The organism is Pontibacillus salipaludis (assembly GCF_014642405.1).
Lineage (GTDB): Bacteria > Bacillota > Bacilli > Bacillales > BH030062 > Pontibacillus > Pontibacillus salipaludis.
The window spans coordinates 1-15,977 of sequence record NZ_BMIN01000014.1; the positions used below are offsets into that span (position 1 = coordinate 1).

The window sequence follows — 15,977 nt, forward strand, 5'->3', positions numbered from 1 at the left end:
TCTAGGGCTTCGTAGTTTATCTCATCGATATAAATTTCTACGTCAAACTTAGGGAAACCGCCGAGTACGGGTCCGTACGCTCGGTGGTGTGAGAGGACGGAGGTTAGTCACCTCCTCCTACTCGATTCTGTTCATTTGATGGTGGAGAAGGGAGATCAATATGCTGTAGTGACATTTGAACACCAGAGTCAAACAGTTTTTCAGCAATCATTCTCCTAGCTTCTTTGGCTGCGGTCCAGTACACAAGGTCTTCGGTTAATCCGACAATCGTGTATTCATATCCTCGGTGATCTTTGTTTAAGGAGGTCATGCCGTAGACTTGGAATGGTTGAATCGGCTTCTTTGTTAAGTCTTTCTTTAAGTATTGATCAAGCTCTTCATTAAGTTGTTCACAAGTTTCCTCTAATAGCGTAAATATACGTTTTGGATCCTCAGTGAAGCTAACAGTGATCGCTTCGATGACGCGCATATGATCGATGTTATAGTTTTGAATGGAAGTTACTTGCCCATTACTAATGGTCAGTAGCTTCCCGCTCCACTGCCGTACTTTAAGAAAACGGAGCCCAATATCTTCTACAGTACCGATAAATTTGTCGTTAATAGAGACGAAATCGCCTTTATGAAGCTGCTTTTCGTAAATAAAGAAGATACCCGATAAAATGTCCTTAATAAGACTTTGTGCGCCAAAGCCAAGAATAATACCGATGACACCAGCCCCGGCCAGAATGCTGCCTACCTCTACACCATATACAGAAAGAATATAAATAATGATCCCGATTGTAGCTGTATAGGAAACAATGGAATTAATCATGGATTCAAGCGTCTTCTCTTTTCGTTCTTCTATGAAAGAAGTTCGTTCAAAGAAAGATCGAATCGATCGCCTAATGAACCGTATCCCTATAAAAACGACAAGAATCGCAACAATGACTTGAACGATTTTATATTCGAATATTTGAAGGAAAACGTCGTACCAATTCTGCAAGTTGTTGATCCATTCGTTCATAACTAAACCTCCGTCATGCCTGGTAATGGCTATATTATAGCATGAACGGAAGTGCGTCTCTATAAACACTCGGCGCCATTAGACAAATTACGACTTTTCTAATAGGATAGAGCTACATGACTTCAATTAAAAAGGAGCACATCCATGAGTAACGAAGCTAAAATTGATGAACTGAAACTACGTCTAAACACGTTTATGACAAAAGTTGATGAGTTGGACCCAGAGAAAACATCTGTCGAAGATGTGGATCGTTTAATTAAAATGCTAGAAGATTTAGAAGAACGTTTTTAAGGATAAGACACCTTTAAGGGGTGTCTTTTTTTTTATATCTATATATAAAATGATTTATGTAGTTAATGGGTGGAGCCGTGAATAGGGTTTTAGCTTTGATTGCGCACGATTTAATGAAGCTACTTTACTAATTAGATTTTTCTATAAATTCTTCATTTTTAAACATTTAGAATGGTAAAAATTCCATTTTTATATTAAGATGATAACTAAGATAGTCACAGAGAATCATTGACAATGTAAAAATGTGAAAAATGACACCTTAGAAAAGAACCTCATAAAACACCTAGAATTCTGGCATCTCACTTAAAAAACGATCAGATGTGAATTCAATCTTCTATATAAGGGGATTAGCATATGCGAAATGAAGAAACTGGTCCGATCTGTTCTTCTGAGCAATTAGAATCGGTTCGACAGCTAGTAGGACCCAACGAGCCTGCGCTGTTTACCGTGTTGCAACAGTTAACGAAAGAATATGATGAGGTTACGGCCATACAGCTAGCAAAGAAATTTTGTCTCTTGTGCCAAACCGATGAAAACAAGCGGGTTGGCTTGGAGTATTTGTATATGAATGGGTTGCTAGATGAAGTACAAGAACTAGTTAAGATAAACGAGCAATCAGAAAATCAAATAAACCGTGAGTGGGCTTATCTTTATCAATTCTTTTTGGATAGGAAGTTGAGAAATGCTCAATTAATTGATTTTGAAGCTTTCTCATCAATGTTTAAATGTTCTGATCCAGAATTAGATTGTTTAATGCTTTTTACAAAAGTTTATGTACAAGCAGATAAGCGTGATTTTGGGTTTATAGAAAGTATAAGGCATGAGCTAACTGATAAAATGTTGAAAATTAACAACACTGTTTTGAGGATTTGTTTTCAATTAAGAGAAAATGAAATGTTATTCGTATATTATTGGAGAAATGACAAGGTAGATATAGCGCGACATTACGGTTTTAATATACTAGACAATACTCTGCTTAATTATGACAAGAAATGTTATATGCTAGCTAATTTAGCTGAGACCTATACTTATGATAGTTATGAATTAGCATTGGAATATGCATACAAGGCAAGAGAAGTGGCTAAAGAATATAATTTAAGCCATTATTTTCACTTAATAAATCAAAGGATTATACCATTTATACATGCCGTAAATAATAACACTGAAGGAATAGAAACCACAGATGTGCCTGAAGCAGCACACTTAGCTGCTGTTAGAGGTGAAAAAGAAACTGCAATAAGGTTGTTAGAAAGTCTGGGGGAGCTTACCCCTTTCCAAGTATATTATATGGGGTTAGCTAAAGATGATGAAGATCTACTATACGAATCTTATAGAAGAATAATTGACGAAATTGGCGACTATTTCTTTGGAAGGCTACCACTAAGAGAGTTGAAAAAAAGGGGGTGGAAATTTAATGAAGAAAAAAATCTTTATGTTAATTAGTGCTTTCTTACTCGTTATAACCATACAGTTTAGTAATGGACAGACTCAACATGAGGATGCAATTAGTGTGGACGAACCTTCTATGAAAATTATGAATTTCAGTGACCCATATATAGATGGTATGGGGTAAAAATTTATCACGTTAAAAGGAAGCATCCCAATGCTTCCTTTTTCTATGCGCTCCATAAACAAATATTCCCACCACCCTTTTTTAATCAAGAGGGTTGATTTTTTTACGTTAGTCCTTTACCATATTAAATTGTTAACGAACTAATACAATAACGTAAAAATACAAATCTCTTGAAACCTATAGGAGGGTATAAAATGCTAGCTTGGTCAGTTGTCGTATCTGTACTTGTTATGACGGTTTTAAGCTTGCTACGCGTCAACGTCATCATTGCCATATTAGCTGCAGGGCTTACAGGCGGGCTTATGACTGGTGCGAGCTTGACGGATACATTAGATATGATTATTAATGGCATGGGGGGACAAGCGCAGGTTGCCTTAAGTTACATTTTATTAGGTGCCTTTGCTGTTACGATTGCTTATTCAGGTATTACAGGTATTCTTGTTCAAAACTTATTAAAAGTGATGAAGGGAAAACGAGTAGCGCTTCTATTCGTAATTGCAGGTGTTGCATCTTTATCCCAGAACGTAATTCCGGTTCATATTGCTTTTATTCCAATTCTTATTCCACCGTTATTAAAACTGTTTAATGAAATGAAGATCGATCGTCGCGGAGTAGCTACAGCTTTAACATTTGGTTTGAAAGCTCCTTACCTTATGATTCCTGCTGGTTTCGGGCTGATCTTCCACCAGACGATTCAAGACTCTATGAAAGAAAATGGAGTAACCGTTTCAGTGCCTGAAATTGCTCAGTCCATGCTCATTCCTGGGTTAGGAATGGTTGTTGGACTCCTTATTGCGGTCTTGTTTACGTACCGTAAACCACGTGACCCTGAGGAGATCATACAGGTAGACTCTGAGAAAGCTGAAGTAGCTGCTTCAGAAGAAAATGTAGAAACCTTTGGTCGAAAGCATGTGTTCACGATTGTTGCCATTATTGTTGCCCTTGGTATTCAATGGTATACAGGTAGCATGGTGTTCGGGGCGCTTGCTGGACTTGTTTCTATGTTTGCTTTCCGTATCGTACCTTTCAAGAGGGGCGATCAAGTTGTTTCAGAAGGTATTGGCATGATGGGTACGATTGCCTTTGTTATGCTCATCGCTTCTGGATTTGCTAATGTGATTCAGACAACGGGTGCAGTTGACGCGCTTGTTGAACAAACATCTGGTCAGCTAGGTGATAATAAGATGGTCATCGCATTCCTTCTTCTTGTCGTAGGTCTTGTAATTACGATGGGGATTGGCTCATCCTTTGGTACAATTCCGATTTTAGCAGCTCTTTATGTACCAATTTGTGTGTCAGTTGGCTTTTCACCGCTCGCTACTGTAGCCTTGATCGGTACAGCAGGAGCACTTGGTGATGCAGGTTCACCTGCGTCTGACAGTACACTCGGGCCAACATCAGGATTGAACGCTGATGGGCGCCACAACCACATTTGGGACACCTGTGTTCCGACTTTCTTACACTACAACATTCCATTGTTTGTGTTCGGTTGGGTCGCAGCAATTATTTTATAAATAAATAGATCGTTCCACCTGCCTGCTCCACCACACCGGGGCAGGCTTTTTTTATGTCTTTAAACCAATAAAGGGTGCCAGGCACCCTTTATTGCGTTAAAGGATCGCAGGGTGTCTGACACGCTGTTCCACTTTAGAGTGATGAAGGGTTGGTTGTGTATATTTTGGAGGTTGTGATGAAGACTAATATAAAAAGGTGGTGTGTGCTTGTGAGGATTTGGTTGCTTATTAGTATGGTGGCGGGGTGTTTACTCTATGCGCCAAATGTGAGTGCTCACGGAAGCTATGGGTGGGGGTTCAGTAAAGTAGGAGAAGGACAGCCTCCTGATGTTGGTAAATATGGACCGCTTTTAAAGAAATATGGCGGTTATTATATGGACCATACGGATGAAAAGGTTGTTTATTTAACGTTTGATAATGGATACGAGCAAGGATACACAGGTCAGATCTTAGATGTGTTAAAAGAGAAAGATGTTCCTGCAACGTTCTTTATAACAGGTCACTATGTGAATAGTGCTTCTGATCTTGTGAAGCGAATGGTTAAAGAAGGTCATATTATTGGTAATCATTCCTGGAATCATCCAGACTTATCGAGGGCTTCTTCAGATAAGATCAAAAAAGAATTAGACCGAGTTGAGGATGCTGTAGCGGAGATGACAGATCAGGAATCGATGCAATACCTTCGCCCTCCAAGAGGTACTTTTAGCGAGCAGAGTTTGGCTGAAACAGAGAGGATGGGCTACATTACAATGTTTTGGTCATTAGCGTTTGTGGATTGGCACACGGATGGTCAAAAAGGGTGGGAATATGCATATAGAAGTGTTCTAAAGCAAGTTCATCCAGGGGCGGTTATATTGCTTCACACGGTTTCAGAGGATAACGCACTTGCTCTTGAACATATGATCGATGAACTTCGTAAAAGAGGCTACACGTTTAAGAGTCTTGATGACTTAGTCATGAAAGATCTGTTGCCTAATCCACTGCAGTCATTATCTGGATTATAAGAAATAGCGAGGCCTCGTCTTTAGAGGTCTCGCTATTTTCGTAATGTAATGCAATTGTAGTGTGTTTCTACTTCAACCAAATTAAACTGATTCAACTTCTGATCGTTTTGGAAAAATGTTTTCTCAGGAAACCATTTTGAAGAGACGTCCTCTACAGACCATTGGTTACTGATGTTCCACTTCGTTTCTTCCCATTCCTCGTACCACTCCTCTGGGAAAAAGGAAGCTGTCTCTGAACTTTCATTAGAAGAAATGACTTTTTCACTAACTATAAGTAAAGTGCCATGTTCAGAAAGGACACGACTTGCTTCACTTAAAACTTTCGGACGGTCAAATAAATGCCAAACCCCAAAGGCTATAACCACATCAAAACTGTCCCTTTCAAAAGGCAAATGTTCAGCATCCCCTTTACGGTAAGTAATGTTTGGGTTGCGGCTTTTAGCATCCGTAAGTTTCCTAACAGAGCGGTCAAGTCCAGTAACGTGGGCCTCATGATGAAAGAGAGCATTGGTGAAGGCACCGTCTCCACATCCTATGGTTAAAACATTCTTCCTATAGAGTGTCGTACCCTGGTCTTCGCATATTTGCAAGAAGTAGTCAAACTTATGTGAGGCTTCGTGTTGGGAATCAACCGCCCCAATTTGATCGGAGCTCATATGATCAACTCCTTACTGGCTTACATGATTGGTCGAACTCATGCATAACCAATGTTCATCTGGATCTTGAAAATAAAAGACTTTTCCGCTTTCGGCTTCTTCGATCTCTGTAACGGACATATTCACTTCATGGAAGAAGTGGTAACAAGCATGAATGTCTGTTGTATAAAAATCTATGACAGGATTATGCTCGATATTCGCGTTGGAGTTTGAGAAATGTAATGGTGATACTGAATTTGTCTCCGCTAATTTGATCGTTGCTGTTCCTTTTTCTCCAAAGGAAAGATAGCACGCGTGATCTTGTTTCTCTACAGTGTGTAGTCCGAGGATTTCAGTATAAAAATCCTGAGACTTATCTAAATTTGAAACGGGTACTTCGATGGTTGCAATTTTTACAATTAATTTATCATCCATAATCTTCACCTCTTCAATTTTGTCTAAGTTTGATTAGTTTTCTTTTCCTTTTTTGTCAGCCTGATAAACAAGAAAACCATATCAAGTTAAATGTAGTGCGTTTTAGGGTAGCGTTAAAAGATATAGAGAAAATGAAGCGTATAAAGAAAGGGAGAGGCTTGATATGTCAACAAACTACAATTGGCAAGAACATGTTTATTTAGATACGTTTTATGACTTTGACTACACGTTACTCCGTTTTAGTCTCGACCCGTTGACTAAATTAAATCGGGAAGAGAGATGGGTGCAAATCCCTGTCCAAATTGGTTCAGAACAGCATGTTGTTCTGGTAGAAGGGATTGGTACAAGGGAGGAGCCAGCATTCGTTATAAAAGGGAATTCACTAGAGCGGAAGGAAGAACTGCTTGACCACATGCATGACTTATTTCAGTGGGATGTGAATCTAGAGGACGTTCATAAGCATTTCCTTCGTACGAATCTTGATCAGTTGTTTAAGGATCATCCTGCAACTCCGATCGTGAAGGACTTCCACCCATATGATTGTCTGATGAAAACGATCATTCACCAACAGCTTAATATGAAGTTCGCCTATACATTAAGCACGCGTTTTGTTCAGACATACGGTAACCAAGTAGATGGCGTGTGGTTTTATCCAACACCTGAGCGCGTAGCAACGATCCCTTATGAAGAGCTTCGTGCTTTGCAATTTAGCCAGCGAAAAGCTGAGTATGTTATCGATACATCTCAGAAGATTGTTGACGGGGAATTGAACTTGCAGGAACTTACTACGTTAGATAATGAAGAAGTTATGAAGAAGCTGACTAAAATTCGTGGGATTGGGCCTTGGACGGTTGAGAATTGGCTTTTATTCGGAGCAGGGCGTGCTGACTTCTTGCCAAAGGCTGATATTGGTCTCCAAAATGCTTTGAAACTATATTTTGACCTTGAGAGAAAGCCAAAACACGATGAAATAGAAACGATGAGTACGGGTTGGAGTCCATATAAGAGTTATGCCTCTCTGACTCTTTGGAGAAGTATAGAGGGGTGAAGAAGTCTGGTCATGTTAAATGGCCAGGCTTTTTTTATTTGATTCAAAAACCCTGGATCATGGAAAGTGGGCATGTTTGTTGTTCCTGAGCATACATTTTTCTATATGTCTTATACGATCAATCGAGTAAGGAGAGGAAAAATGAACGTACTCCATATCGCCTCAGAGTGTGTGCCGTTTTGTAAAACATATGATTTAGCCGACGTAATAGGTTCCTTACCGAAAGCTCTTCAGGAACAAGACGTTAAGATCAGCATTATATTGCCTTTATATAAATCAATTCCTTCTCATTTTCGAGCCATGATGACAACTCATACAATATGCTCATTGCGGTTGGGGTGGAGGGAGAAGGTGTGTTATTTGAAAGAAGCTGAGTTTGATGGACTGCGATATTATTTTATTGAACAAGACGAGTACTATGGATATGAGGAGGTCTATGGTGATCCTCAATCTTTTCATGAAGCGGAGCGCTTTGCTTTTTTCTGTAAAGCTGTTTTAGAAGTTCTTCCAAAGCTCCGTGATAAGCCAGATGTGTTGCATGCGCATGACTGGCAAACAGCGTTCATTCCTTATTTATTGAAAGAAGAATACACACATAATCCTTATTATGCCTCTATAAAGACCATGTTTACGATCTATCAATTGAATCAACAAGGGGTTTATCCAGCAGGAACGTTTAATAACTTGCTTGGTTTAAATGAAGACATTTGTGAGTATTATGGCAAGGTCAATCTCATGAAAGCAGCTTTGATACATGCCGATCTACTTACAACGGCAAGTAAGACCTATGCTGATGAAATTCTCCACCCTGATCACGGGGAAGGCTTAGATGGTGTGTTACGTGAACAACAATGTAAACTTGTTGGAATCTGTAATGGGGTAGACCTATCTGTTTATGACCCATATACAGATCCATCACTTGTATGTCATCCACCTCTTAAAGAGTGGAAGTCTGTGAATAAAAGGGCTCTCCAGCAACACCTTTCGCTGGCGGTAAGGGAGGTTCCTATTGTTATTATGGTTTCTCCAGTTGGATATTCAGCAGGGTCTGAAATCGTTTCCCCTGTTTTAGAAGAATTATTGGATGAAGAAGTACAAGTTCTGATCATTGGAAAAGAAAGTGACAACTTTGAGCACCGTTTAAAAGAATTGCAAAAGGTGTATAAGAGGAAGCTGTTTGTTCATAGTGAGTGGGACGAAGAGTTGGTGAGGCAGGCATACGCTTCGGCAGATCTATCATTGATCCCTTCTCAATGTGAACCAGGAGGAGAAAGGGCGGCTATGGCTTTTCAATATGAGGTAGTGCCTGTGGTGAGAGAAACAGGTGGACTTAAAGATACTGTGACGAGTTTCAATGAATTCACAGGAGAAGGGAACGGGTTTACGTTCGCCCCTTATCAAGCTCACGACTTGCTTTTTACTGTGAGGAGAGCTATCCACTTTTATGGAGATCCGTTACTGTGGTGGCGTATTGTGCAAAATATTAAATCTGAAGATTACGGATGGCATGAACCATCTAAATCGTACGTAAATTTATATAAAACGCTTCTTTCATACACTGACCAGGAGGTGCGGTTATAATGTTTCGAAACGTAGATGCTTTTAAAGAGGCTTATCTTGAGAGGCTAGTGAATATGCATGGAAAAGGTGTGGAGGAAACGACCCCTTCAGACCAGTATGCAACGCTAGGAGCGATGGTTCGGGAATATGTTAGTCGAAATTGGATCACAACGAATGACCAGTACCGGGATAAGGGTGAGAAACAAGTATACTACCTCTCCATGGAATTTCTTTTAGGGAAGTTGTTGAAGAGTAATTTGATGAACCTCGGTATTCGTGAATTGTGCGAGCAGGGGTTGGACGAATTGGGGATCGATCTGGATCGCATTGAGGAACAAGAGCCTGATGCTGGTCTTGGAAATGGTGGATTAGGGCGTCTTGCGGCTGACTTTCTTGATTCGATGGCTTCTCTTCGTCTCCCGGGGCATGGGTGTGGTATTCGCTACAAGTACGGATTATTTGAGCAGAAGATTATAGATGGCTATCAGGTGGAAATTCCTGACTATTGGCTGAGGGAAGGGAATGTGTGGGAGCTTAGGAAATCAGATAAAGCTGTTGAAGTCCGATTTGGAGGTAGGATAACCTCTCATGAAAAGAATGATCAACTAACATTTGTTCACGAAGATTATGAACCCGTATTGGCCGTGCCTTACGACATGCCGATTGTGGGGTATCGGAACCAAACGGTAAATTCTCTCCGTTTATGGAGTGCGGAGTCTGCTATTAAAGACTTTGATTTCAATCAAATGAATGATCACAATTACCATCGACTAATTGAATATAAGAAAGCGACTGAAGCGATATCAGAATTCCTCTACCCGGATGATTCAACAGAGGAGGGGAAGCGGCTTCGGCTGAAGCAACAATACTTTTTAGTATCGGCAAATCTGCAAAGCATCTTGTGTCGGTTTAAAAGAATGAATAACGACTTGTCGGAGCTCCCGAATAAAGTGGCGATTCATACCAATGATACTCATCCTGTGCTTGCGATTCCTGAGTTGATGCGCCTATTGATGGATCAAGAGGGGTTAGGTTGGGATGAGGCGTGGTCGATTACGAAGAAGACGATTTCCTACACCAACCATACACTTATGGCAGAGGCGTTAGAGCGATGGTCCGTGGATCTAATGCAAGCGCTTCTTCCGAGAATTTATATGATCATAGATGAGATCAATGAGCGTTTCTGTAAGACGCTATGGGAAACCTACCCTGGTCAATGGGAGAAGATTCACCACATGGCAATCATTGCTGATGGGTATGTGAATATGGCTAATTTAGCTGTTGTAGGAAGCTATAGCGTCAATGGTGTTTCGAAGCTTCATAGCAACATTCTTAAGAAGGAATTGATGAAGCCATTCTATGAATGGGAACCACATAAGTTTAATAACAAGACAAATGGCATCACTCATAGACGTTGGCTAATGTATGCGAACCCTGACCTAACATCAGTCATCACAGAAGCGATTGGGTCAACATGGTTGAAGAACCCGAGTGATCTGATGAATTTGCAACCCTTAACGAACGATCCATCTCTTCAACAAGCCACTGCGTATGTGAAGCGTCACAATAAAGAAAGGTTATCCAATCATATTGCGGATCAATACGGGATCTCCGTTGACCCTGACTCTATATTTGATGTCCAAATTAAACGTATGCATGCTTACAAGCGTCAGTTGTTGAATGTATTTCATATTATGGATCTTTATCGCAGGATCAAGGAAAATCCAAAGAGCAGAATTACGCCACGTACGTTTATATTCGGTGGCAAAGCCGCTCCGAGCTATCATTTAGCTAAGAGTGTCGTAAAGCTCATTCATACGATTGCAGATGTTATTAACAACGATCAATCAATTAATGATCAAATAAAAGTTGTTTTTATTCGGAACTATGGGGTGTCAGATTCCGAACGAATCATCCCTGCTTCCGACATCAGTGAACAAATTTCAACCGCAAGTAAAGAAGCATCAGGAACAGGAAATATGAAATTTATGATGAATGGTGCTGTTACAATCGGTACACATGACGGAGCTAATATCGAAATGGCTGAAGCGGTAGGGGAGGATAATATCTTCTTATTTGGCCTTAAGCCGAATGAAGTTCTATCTTATTATGAAAATGGTGGCTATCACGCCCGTGAAATGTATAATCAAGACCCGCGGTTAAAGCAAATCTTAGACCAGCTGATGAATGGAACGTTTGTGAAGGAAGACGTAGATTTTAAATCCATTTATTATAGCTTAATTGACCACGATGAATTCTTTGTTCTAAAGGACTTCTCTGCCTATATTGATACCCAGCAGCGCATTGCCAAAGCGTATGGGGATCAAAAGGAATGGAGGCGCATGAGTTTACACAACATCGCGCATTCCGGCAAGTTCTCAAGTGACCGGACCATCCATGAGTATGCAAGTGGGATTTGGCAGCTTGAACCGGTATTTATCTAATAAAGTATTTGCTTGAAATGAGGATGGCGCTATGCGTCATCCTTTTTACTTTAGTGAAAGTCTTTTAGAATCTCTTTTTTATAAACTTAGTATATCTTTGTCTATAACTCTATTTACTTGAAAAGTGAATCGTTCCTTTGGACTAGTATTAAAGAAAGAGATTGAGATATAATAGAGAAAAGGCTTCATTTTAGGAGGGGAAGAAACCATGGAAAGAGCGAAACGCTTTGTTGTCGTGCAAACCCCTGATTGCTTTTTTATATTATCTAGCTATGATCACCAAAGTTTTCAAAAAGTATGGGGCTACGTTGATGTTGTAGGAGGTTTTCCTACACAGAAACAGGCCAGGAAGTATGTGCAAAATCGGATGAGGCAAGGGAAAATTCAGGTGGATACAGAAGGTTTTGCAGTGTATCGGGATGATAAAGGAAAATTGAAATATATAGAGTTGAAAGCGGTCCAAGATTTAAGAGAGCGTTTCGGATGGTTTCCAATCGAGGGTAAATTCTCATCTGAAAAGGAAGCGCTTTCATATATTATCCATGCACAGACATCCATGGACCCGCCTTGTTTACCGCATACTTCATAGATTTAATCTCTCCCCGTTTGATATACTAGCTTAATAAGAACGTTTAGGGGAGGAGAATGGCAATGACTACTTTTACAGATAAAGTTGTAATCGAAAAGCCCCGTGAAGAGGTTTTTGCATTTACGACCAATATAGATCATTTTAAAGATGTAATGCCTAATGTAGTTCATACAGAAACACTTACAGAAGGGGCATTTGGGGTCGGTACTAAAATAAAAGAAACACGAGAAATCAAGGGCAGGAAAGGCACCTCAACAATTGAGGTAATTGAGTATGTGCCAAATGAGCGTTATTCTGTAAGAAGTGTACTAGAAGGATTAGAAACCATCTATCATTATTCCTTCCATGAAAATGGGACTCAAACCACGATTGAGTTTGAGTGTGAATTGAAGGCATCTACATTGAAGATGAAGATGATTAAACCGATTTTTAAGAAGACGCTTCAGCGTGAAGACAAAGAGCATTTGAATCTGATCAAGCAGGCTCTGGAGGAAGTCGAGTAAAGTCTACTGTATTCAATAAGGGATAAGGTTATAAAAATAGCTACGCTTAGGGTTTTTAACTCTAAGCGTAGCTATTTTTATAAGCATTTTCATAGTTAGTATATTTCCCTTTAGAAATTGGGAGTACATAGAGTAGGAAGGAGAGTATTAACTTCTTTATAATTGTTAGAAAATTTGTTTAAGTAAACGCTTTCCGAGGCCCTTATATCAAGGTTTCAGAGTTTGTGTAGATTTTTTGTAAAAACTTAAAATCAGCTGTTTACACCGTCTAGTATGAGTCTTATAATTTCAGATTGTACTACAATTTTGATCGACAATACGAAAACAATTTGAAGAAAAGGAAGATGCGTATGTTCAAAAAGGTCCTTTCCTTTTTAATTATTAATCTGGGTGTATTTTGTTTAGCGGTAAACGTCCACTTTTTCCTATCTCCAAACAACCTGGCAACAGGCGGAGTGAGTGGTCTTTCGATCGTTCTGCATAATATCTATCCCGACATTTCTTTGGGGCTTGTTATGTTAATCTTAAACGTAATTTGCTTCATACTAGGCTTTATCTTTATCGGATTTAACTTTGGAGCGAAAACCATTTATACAAGCTTTGCAGTTTCGTTCATGGTTTGGGCACTTGAGCGATTTGCTCCCCTTAGCCAACCGTTATCCGATGATATTCTGATTCAACTGATTATCGGCCAAATGATCGCCGCGGCTGGTATTGCTATGGTCTTTCACCAGGGGGCGTCTACAGGAGGAACCGATATTATTGCTATGATTATTAATAAATTCTTCTCCCTAGAACTTGGTAAGGCTGTCTTGCTATCGGATATTGCCATTGCAACATCATCTATATTCTTATTCGGTCCACAAGTCGGGCTATATGCCTTCTTTGGTGTTATTCTGAATGGAATTGTAATTGATTATGCACTGCAGCAATTTGATAATAATAAAGAGATTGTTATTATCAGTCGCGAAAGTGAAAGAGTTCAACACTTTATTGTCAATGAACTTGGAAAAGGGGCGACGATTCATACTGCTAAAGGTGCCTTTACCCAGGATTCAAAAGAAGTGATTACGACAATCCTGAAACGTAAGGATTATACGCGTCTCAAGAAATATATTGCTGAAATTGACCATACAGCGTTTATCACCGTTCACTCGATGAATGAAATTATAGGGGAGAACTTTAAACGCTTAGCCTAAATAGAGGTAAATGGAATAAACTTGTCAAAATAGAACTTGTTTATAAAGGATGAATAGTTCACCATGAGTGAGAAAAAATCAATGATTGATCGCGTTCACCAATCCCTTAAAGAAGCGATTCTTTATAGAAAGATTGCTCCCGGAACGCAACTAGTTGAGAAGACGATTGCTGAGCAGCTTAGTGTTTCTAGGACGCCTATTCGACACGCTATGATTCGTTTAGAACAAGAAGGACTCGTCACCATTGTTCCAAATAGAGGAGCTTTTGTCGTTCAACCTACAGTAGAAGAGATCAGACAAGCGTTTGTCATGAGAAAGGAACTAGAGAGTACCGCAGCTCGCTTAGCAATCAATGAGGTTACAGACGAAGACCTTGAAGTCATGAAAGAACTAGTTTCAAGAGAAAAAGAAACGTATGAAAGCGTCGATATTTTAAGATATATTCACGTAAATAAATCCTTCCATATGTATCTTGCTCAAAAAACTGGGAACACGTTTTTGCAAGACTATATGGAACGCATATTGGATCAGATGAATGTCTATCTAGTATTATATGATGTCTTCTACGATGCTGACTCATCGATGGAAGGAAGTACACGCTTCGTTGAGCATGAGCATATTATTGAAGCTCTTAGTAACCGGGATCTTGATTACTTGTTGCATTTAATCGAGCGTCATATGCAATTTAGTTTAGAATCAATGAATTTAGATAAAACCACATATCGTTCGCTAGAGAACGTACTCAAAGACTGATTTGTTGAATGGTGAGCCATTTCGCAATCAGTCTTTTTTATGAAGTGGGGCCGTTATGTTTGCTAAGTGGTTGGGGTGTCTTGGGAACGACTCGCTTTCCGCGGCCCTACACGACGTGGGGTCGTTCGACGTTGGCTATTGACGTGACGGTCTTAGTCGAACTTCCTCTACTCTACCTTTTTAACACCCTCCTCCCTCAATCCGTTCAGTCCGGGGTCTCGTCGACCTCTTTCTCCCGCAGGAGTCTCCCCGTTCCCAAGACACCCCTGGCTATAATTTTGCAAACGCCCCTACATTTTAAGGGTGGTGAGAGTTGCAAGTTTAAGACTTCCACATACGGCATGTTTCCGTTACACCATATATGGTAGAGGTGGTTCGGGAAATTGCGAGACTCCTGTGGCAGTAGGAGCCTAGGGGAGACCCCGGAGGGAGCGGACGCGACTGAGGAGGCTTCCCAGCTCGCCGCGGAAAGCGAGTGATTTCCCGAACCACCTTACGCTCAATTAAAGCTTACGTAAACATTCTCTCAGTTTCGAGTATTCAACAATCTAACCCCTAGCTAAATAATTTAATAGGATCAATGTGAAAGCACCTAAAAAGATAACGGTTTCATTTCCCTTTCAAGTAGAAAATTAAACCTAAAATGGCAAAAAATATTGTTATAAGTATTGACTCTGAAAGTGGTAGATTTTACAATTATCAATGGTTTATAAATAAAGCTCATCTTAGCCAATGGTGGAACTAAGAAAGGGGACGCTTTGTTGACATATAGAATAACGGTTTATTTATTAGGAATGTTTGTAAACTTCTTCGGTGTAGCCTTAATTGTAAATGCGGCATTAGGAGCAGGGTTCTGGGCATCTTTCTTTATCGGTCTTTCTGACTTATTTGGATTGACAGTCGGAACATGGACAGGGATCTTTCAATTTCTGATTATCTTTTTGAATGCCTGGCTCATTAAACAAGCTCCAGAATATAAAGCAGTTATTCCGGTAGTACTAGAGAGTTTAATATTAGATTTTTGGTTAGAGATCGTCTTTTCTCGAATTGATTTCACGACAGCGCCGTATGCTGTACAAATCGTTATGTTAATCGCTGGCGTCATCTTTTGTGGCCTTGGTGTTGCGATATATATCTTGCCTGAATTCCCTCGTGGACCAATGAACCAATTGTTCTTGGCGATTGGGAAACGTTTTAATGTAAGTTTAGGAACAGGACAAACCATCGTAGCTGTTATTGTAACAATTAGTGCGTACCTTATTGGAGGACCTGTGGGAATCGGAACATTAGCGAACATGTTCTTCCTTGGACCTGGCATTCAATTCTGGTACACACACGCATATCCTATGTATTACCGATTACACCCAGGGTATCAAGACGAACTTGAATTAGTATAAATAGAGAACAAGAAACCTGAACGAATGCT

Annotated in this window: 16 protein-coding genes; 13 read left to right on the forward strand and 3 right to left on the reverse strand. The window is 40.0% G+C overall.

Annotation, left to right across the window (positions count from 1 at the left end):
- Window positions 1-103: 103 nt before the first annotated feature.
- On the reverse strand, window positions 104-1,003 hold the full coding sequence (locus tag IEW76_RS14380) for a mechanosensitive ion channel family protein (protein WP_188655002.1): 900 nt from the start codon (window positions 1,001-1,003) through the stop codon (window positions 104-106).
- 144 nt (window positions 1,004-1,147) lie between these two features.
- On the opposite strand from IEW76_RS14380, the gene IEW76_RS14385 reads away from it, so the two are divergent.
- The 5 genes from IEW76_RS14385 to pdaA all read left to right on the forward strand — a co-directional run bounded on the left by IEW76_RS14385 (window position 1,148) and on the right by pdaA (window position 5,385).
- Window positions 1,148-1,294: an SE1561 family protein gene (locus IEW76_RS14385; protein WP_188655004.1), complete on the forward strand. Its 147-nt coding sequence runs from the start codon at window positions 1,148-1,150 to the stop codon at window positions 1,292-1,294.
- A 354-nt stretch (window positions 1,295-1,648) separates the two neighbouring features.
- On the forward strand, window positions 1,649-2,737 hold the full coding sequence (locus IEW76_RS14390; RefSeq protein WP_188655006.1) for an AimR family lysis-lysogeny pheromone receptor: 1,089 nt from the start codon (window positions 1,649-1,651) through the stop codon (window positions 2,735-2,737).
- Window positions 2,709-2,867: a hypothetical protein gene (locus IEW76_RS14395; RefSeq protein ID WP_188655008.1), complete on the forward strand. Its 159-nt coding sequence runs from the start codon at window positions 2,709-2,711 to the stop codon at window positions 2,865-2,867. Before IEW76_RS14390 ends, IEW76_RS14395 begins: the two co-directional genes overlap by 29 nt.
- 194 nt (window positions 2,868-3,061) lie before the next feature.
- Complete coding sequence (locus tag IEW76_RS14400; protein WP_188655010.1) at window positions 3,062-4,381, forward strand: Na+/H+ antiporter family protein; 1,320 nt, start codon at window positions 3,062-3,064, stop codon at window positions 4,379-4,381.
- 233 nt (window positions 4,382-4,614) lie between these two features.
- Window positions 4,615-5,385 carry a delta-lactam-biosynthetic de-N-acetylase gene (pdaA, locus tag IEW76_RS14405; RefSeq protein WP_373286008.1) on the forward strand — a complete coding sequence of 257 codons (771 nt, stop codon included), beginning with the start codon at window positions 4,615-4,617 and terminating at the stop codon, window positions 5,383-5,385.
- A gap of 32 nt (window positions 5,386-5,417) precedes the next feature.
- Here the strand turns inward: pdaA and IEW76_RS14410 are convergent, their stop codons facing one another.
- The gene (locus tag IEW76_RS14410; protein WP_188655015.1) at window positions 5,418-6,041 is read right to left on the reverse strand and encodes a class I SAM-dependent methyltransferase; all 624 of its coding nucleotides are present in this window, start codon (window positions 6,039-6,041) and stop codon (window positions 5,418-5,420) included.
- 12 nt (window positions 6,042-6,053) lie between these two features.
- A complete protein-coding gene (locus IEW76_RS14415; RefSeq protein ID WP_188655017.1) occupies window positions 6,054-6,455 on the reverse strand; it encodes a VOC family protein in 402 nt (133 codons plus the stop codon).
- 163 nt (window positions 6,456-6,618) lie between these two features.
- Here IEW76_RS14415 and IEW76_RS14420 point away from each other — a divergent pair, with 163 nt between their 5' ends.
- The 8 genes from IEW76_RS14420 (at window position 6,619) to IEW76_RS14455 (ending at window position 15,948) form a co-directional block, all read left to right on the forward strand.
- A complete protein-coding gene (locus IEW76_RS14420) occupies window positions 6,619-7,503 on the forward strand; it encodes a DNA-3-methyladenine glycosylase family protein (protein ID WP_188655019.1) in 885 nt (294 codons plus the stop codon).
- A gap of 141 nt (window positions 7,504-7,644) precedes the next feature.
- Window positions 7,645-9,084: a glycogen synthase gene (locus IEW76_RS14425; protein ID WP_188655021.1), complete on the forward strand. Its 1,440-nt coding sequence runs from the start codon at window positions 7,645-7,647 to the stop codon at window positions 9,082-9,084.
- Window positions 9,084-11,507, forward strand: coding sequence for a glycogen/starch/alpha-glucan phosphorylase (locus IEW76_RS14430; RefSeq protein WP_188655023.1), 2,424 nt, complete (start codon window positions 9,084-9,086; stop codon window positions 11,505-11,507). Before IEW76_RS14425 ends, IEW76_RS14430 begins: the two co-directional genes overlap by 1 nt.
- A 208-nt stretch (window positions 11,508-11,715) precedes the next feature.
- Window positions 11,716-12,096, forward strand: coding sequence for a hypothetical protein (locus IEW76_RS14435; protein ID WP_188655025.1), 381 nt, complete (start codon window positions 11,716-11,718; stop codon window positions 12,094-12,096).
- Between the two features lie 62 nt (window positions 12,097-12,158).
- Window positions 12,159-12,599 (forward strand): SRPBCC family protein, encoded by a 441-nt coding sequence (locus IEW76_RS14440; RefSeq protein ID WP_188655027.1) that lies wholly within the window; start codon window positions 12,159-12,161, stop codon window positions 12,597-12,599.
- Between the two features lie 350 nt (window positions 12,600-12,949).
- Complete coding sequence (locus tag IEW76_RS14445) at window positions 12,950-13,798, forward strand: YitT family protein (protein WP_188655030.1); 849 nt, start codon at window positions 12,950-12,952, stop codon at window positions 13,796-13,798.
- Window positions 13,799-13,861: 63 nt separating this feature from the next.
- Window positions 13,862-14,551 (forward strand): GntR family transcriptional regulator, encoded by a 690-nt coding sequence (locus tag IEW76_RS14450; protein ID WP_188655032.1) that lies wholly within the window; start codon window positions 13,862-13,864, stop codon window positions 14,549-14,551.
- Window positions 14,552-15,312: 761 nt separating this feature from the next.
- Window positions 15,313-15,948 (forward strand): YczE/YyaS/YitT family protein, encoded by a 636-nt coding sequence (locus IEW76_RS14455; protein ID WP_188655034.1) that lies wholly within the window; start codon window positions 15,313-15,315, stop codon window positions 15,946-15,948.
- Window positions 15,949-15,977 lie beyond the last annotated feature (29 nt).

What these genes read in the sequence shown, in the direction of transcription:
- IEW76_RS14435 (WP_188655025.1), top strand. Translation starts at nt 11,716, where the DNA reads ATGGAAAGAGCGAAACGCTTTGTTGTCGTGCAAACCCCTGATTGCTTT.
- IEW76_RS14410 (WP_188655015.1), bottom strand. Translation starts at nt 6,041, where the DNA reads ATGAGCTCCGATCAAATTGGGGCGGTTGATTCCCAACACGAAGCCTCA.
- IEW76_RS14445 (WP_188655030.1), top strand. Translation starts at nt 12,950, where the DNA reads ATGTTCAAAAAGGTCCTTTCCTTTTTAATTATTAATCTGGGTGTATTT.
- IEW76_RS14420 (WP_188655019.1), top strand. Translation starts at nt 6,619, where the DNA reads ATGTCAACAAACTACAATTGGCAAGAACATGTTTATTTAGATACGTTT.
- IEW76_RS14385 (WP_188655004.1), top strand. Translation starts at nt 1,148, where the DNA reads ATGAGTAACGAAGCTAAAATTGATGAACTGAAACTACGTCTAAACACG.
- IEW76_RS14425 (WP_188655021.1), top strand. Translation starts at nt 7,645, where the DNA reads ATGAACGTACTCCATATCGCCTCAGAGTGTGTGCCGTTTTGTAAAACA.
- IEW76_RS14440 (WP_188655027.1), top strand. Translation starts at nt 12,159, where the DNA reads ATGACTACTTTTACAGATAAAGTTGTAATCGAAAAGCCCCGTGAAGAG.
- IEW76_RS14400 (WP_188655010.1), top strand. Translation starts at nt 3,062, where the DNA reads ATGCTAGCTTGGTCAGTTGTCGTATCTGTACTTGTTATGACGGTTTTA.
- IEW76_RS14430 (WP_188655023.1), top strand. Translation starts at nt 9,084, where the DNA reads ATGTTTCGAAACGTAGATGCTTTTAAAGAGGCTTATCTTGAGAGGCTA.
- IEW76_RS14380 (WP_188655002.1), bottom strand. Translation starts at nt 1,003, where the DNA reads ATGAACGAATGGATCAACAACTTGCAGAATTGGTACGACGTTTTCCTT.
- IEW76_RS14395 (WP_188655008.1), top strand. Translation starts at nt 2,709, where the DNA reads ATGAAGAAAAAAATCTTTATGTTAATTAGTGCTTTCTTACTCGTTATA.
- IEW76_RS14450 (WP_188655032.1), top strand. Translation starts at nt 13,862, where the DNA reads ATGAGTGAGAAAAAATCAATGATTGATCGCGTTCACCAATCCCTTAAA.
- IEW76_RS14415 (WP_188655017.1), bottom strand. Translation starts at nt 6,455, where the DNA reads ATGGATGATAAATTAATTGTAAAAATTGCAACCATCGAAGTACCCGTT.
- pdaA (WP_373286008.1), top strand. Translation starts at nt 4,615, where the DNA reads ATGGTGGCGGGGTGTTTACTCTATGCGCCAAATGTGAGTGCTCACGGA.
- IEW76_RS14390 (WP_188655006.1), top strand. Translation starts at nt 1,649, where the DNA reads ATGCGAAATGAAGAAACTGGTCCGATCTGTTCTTCTGAGCAATTAGAA.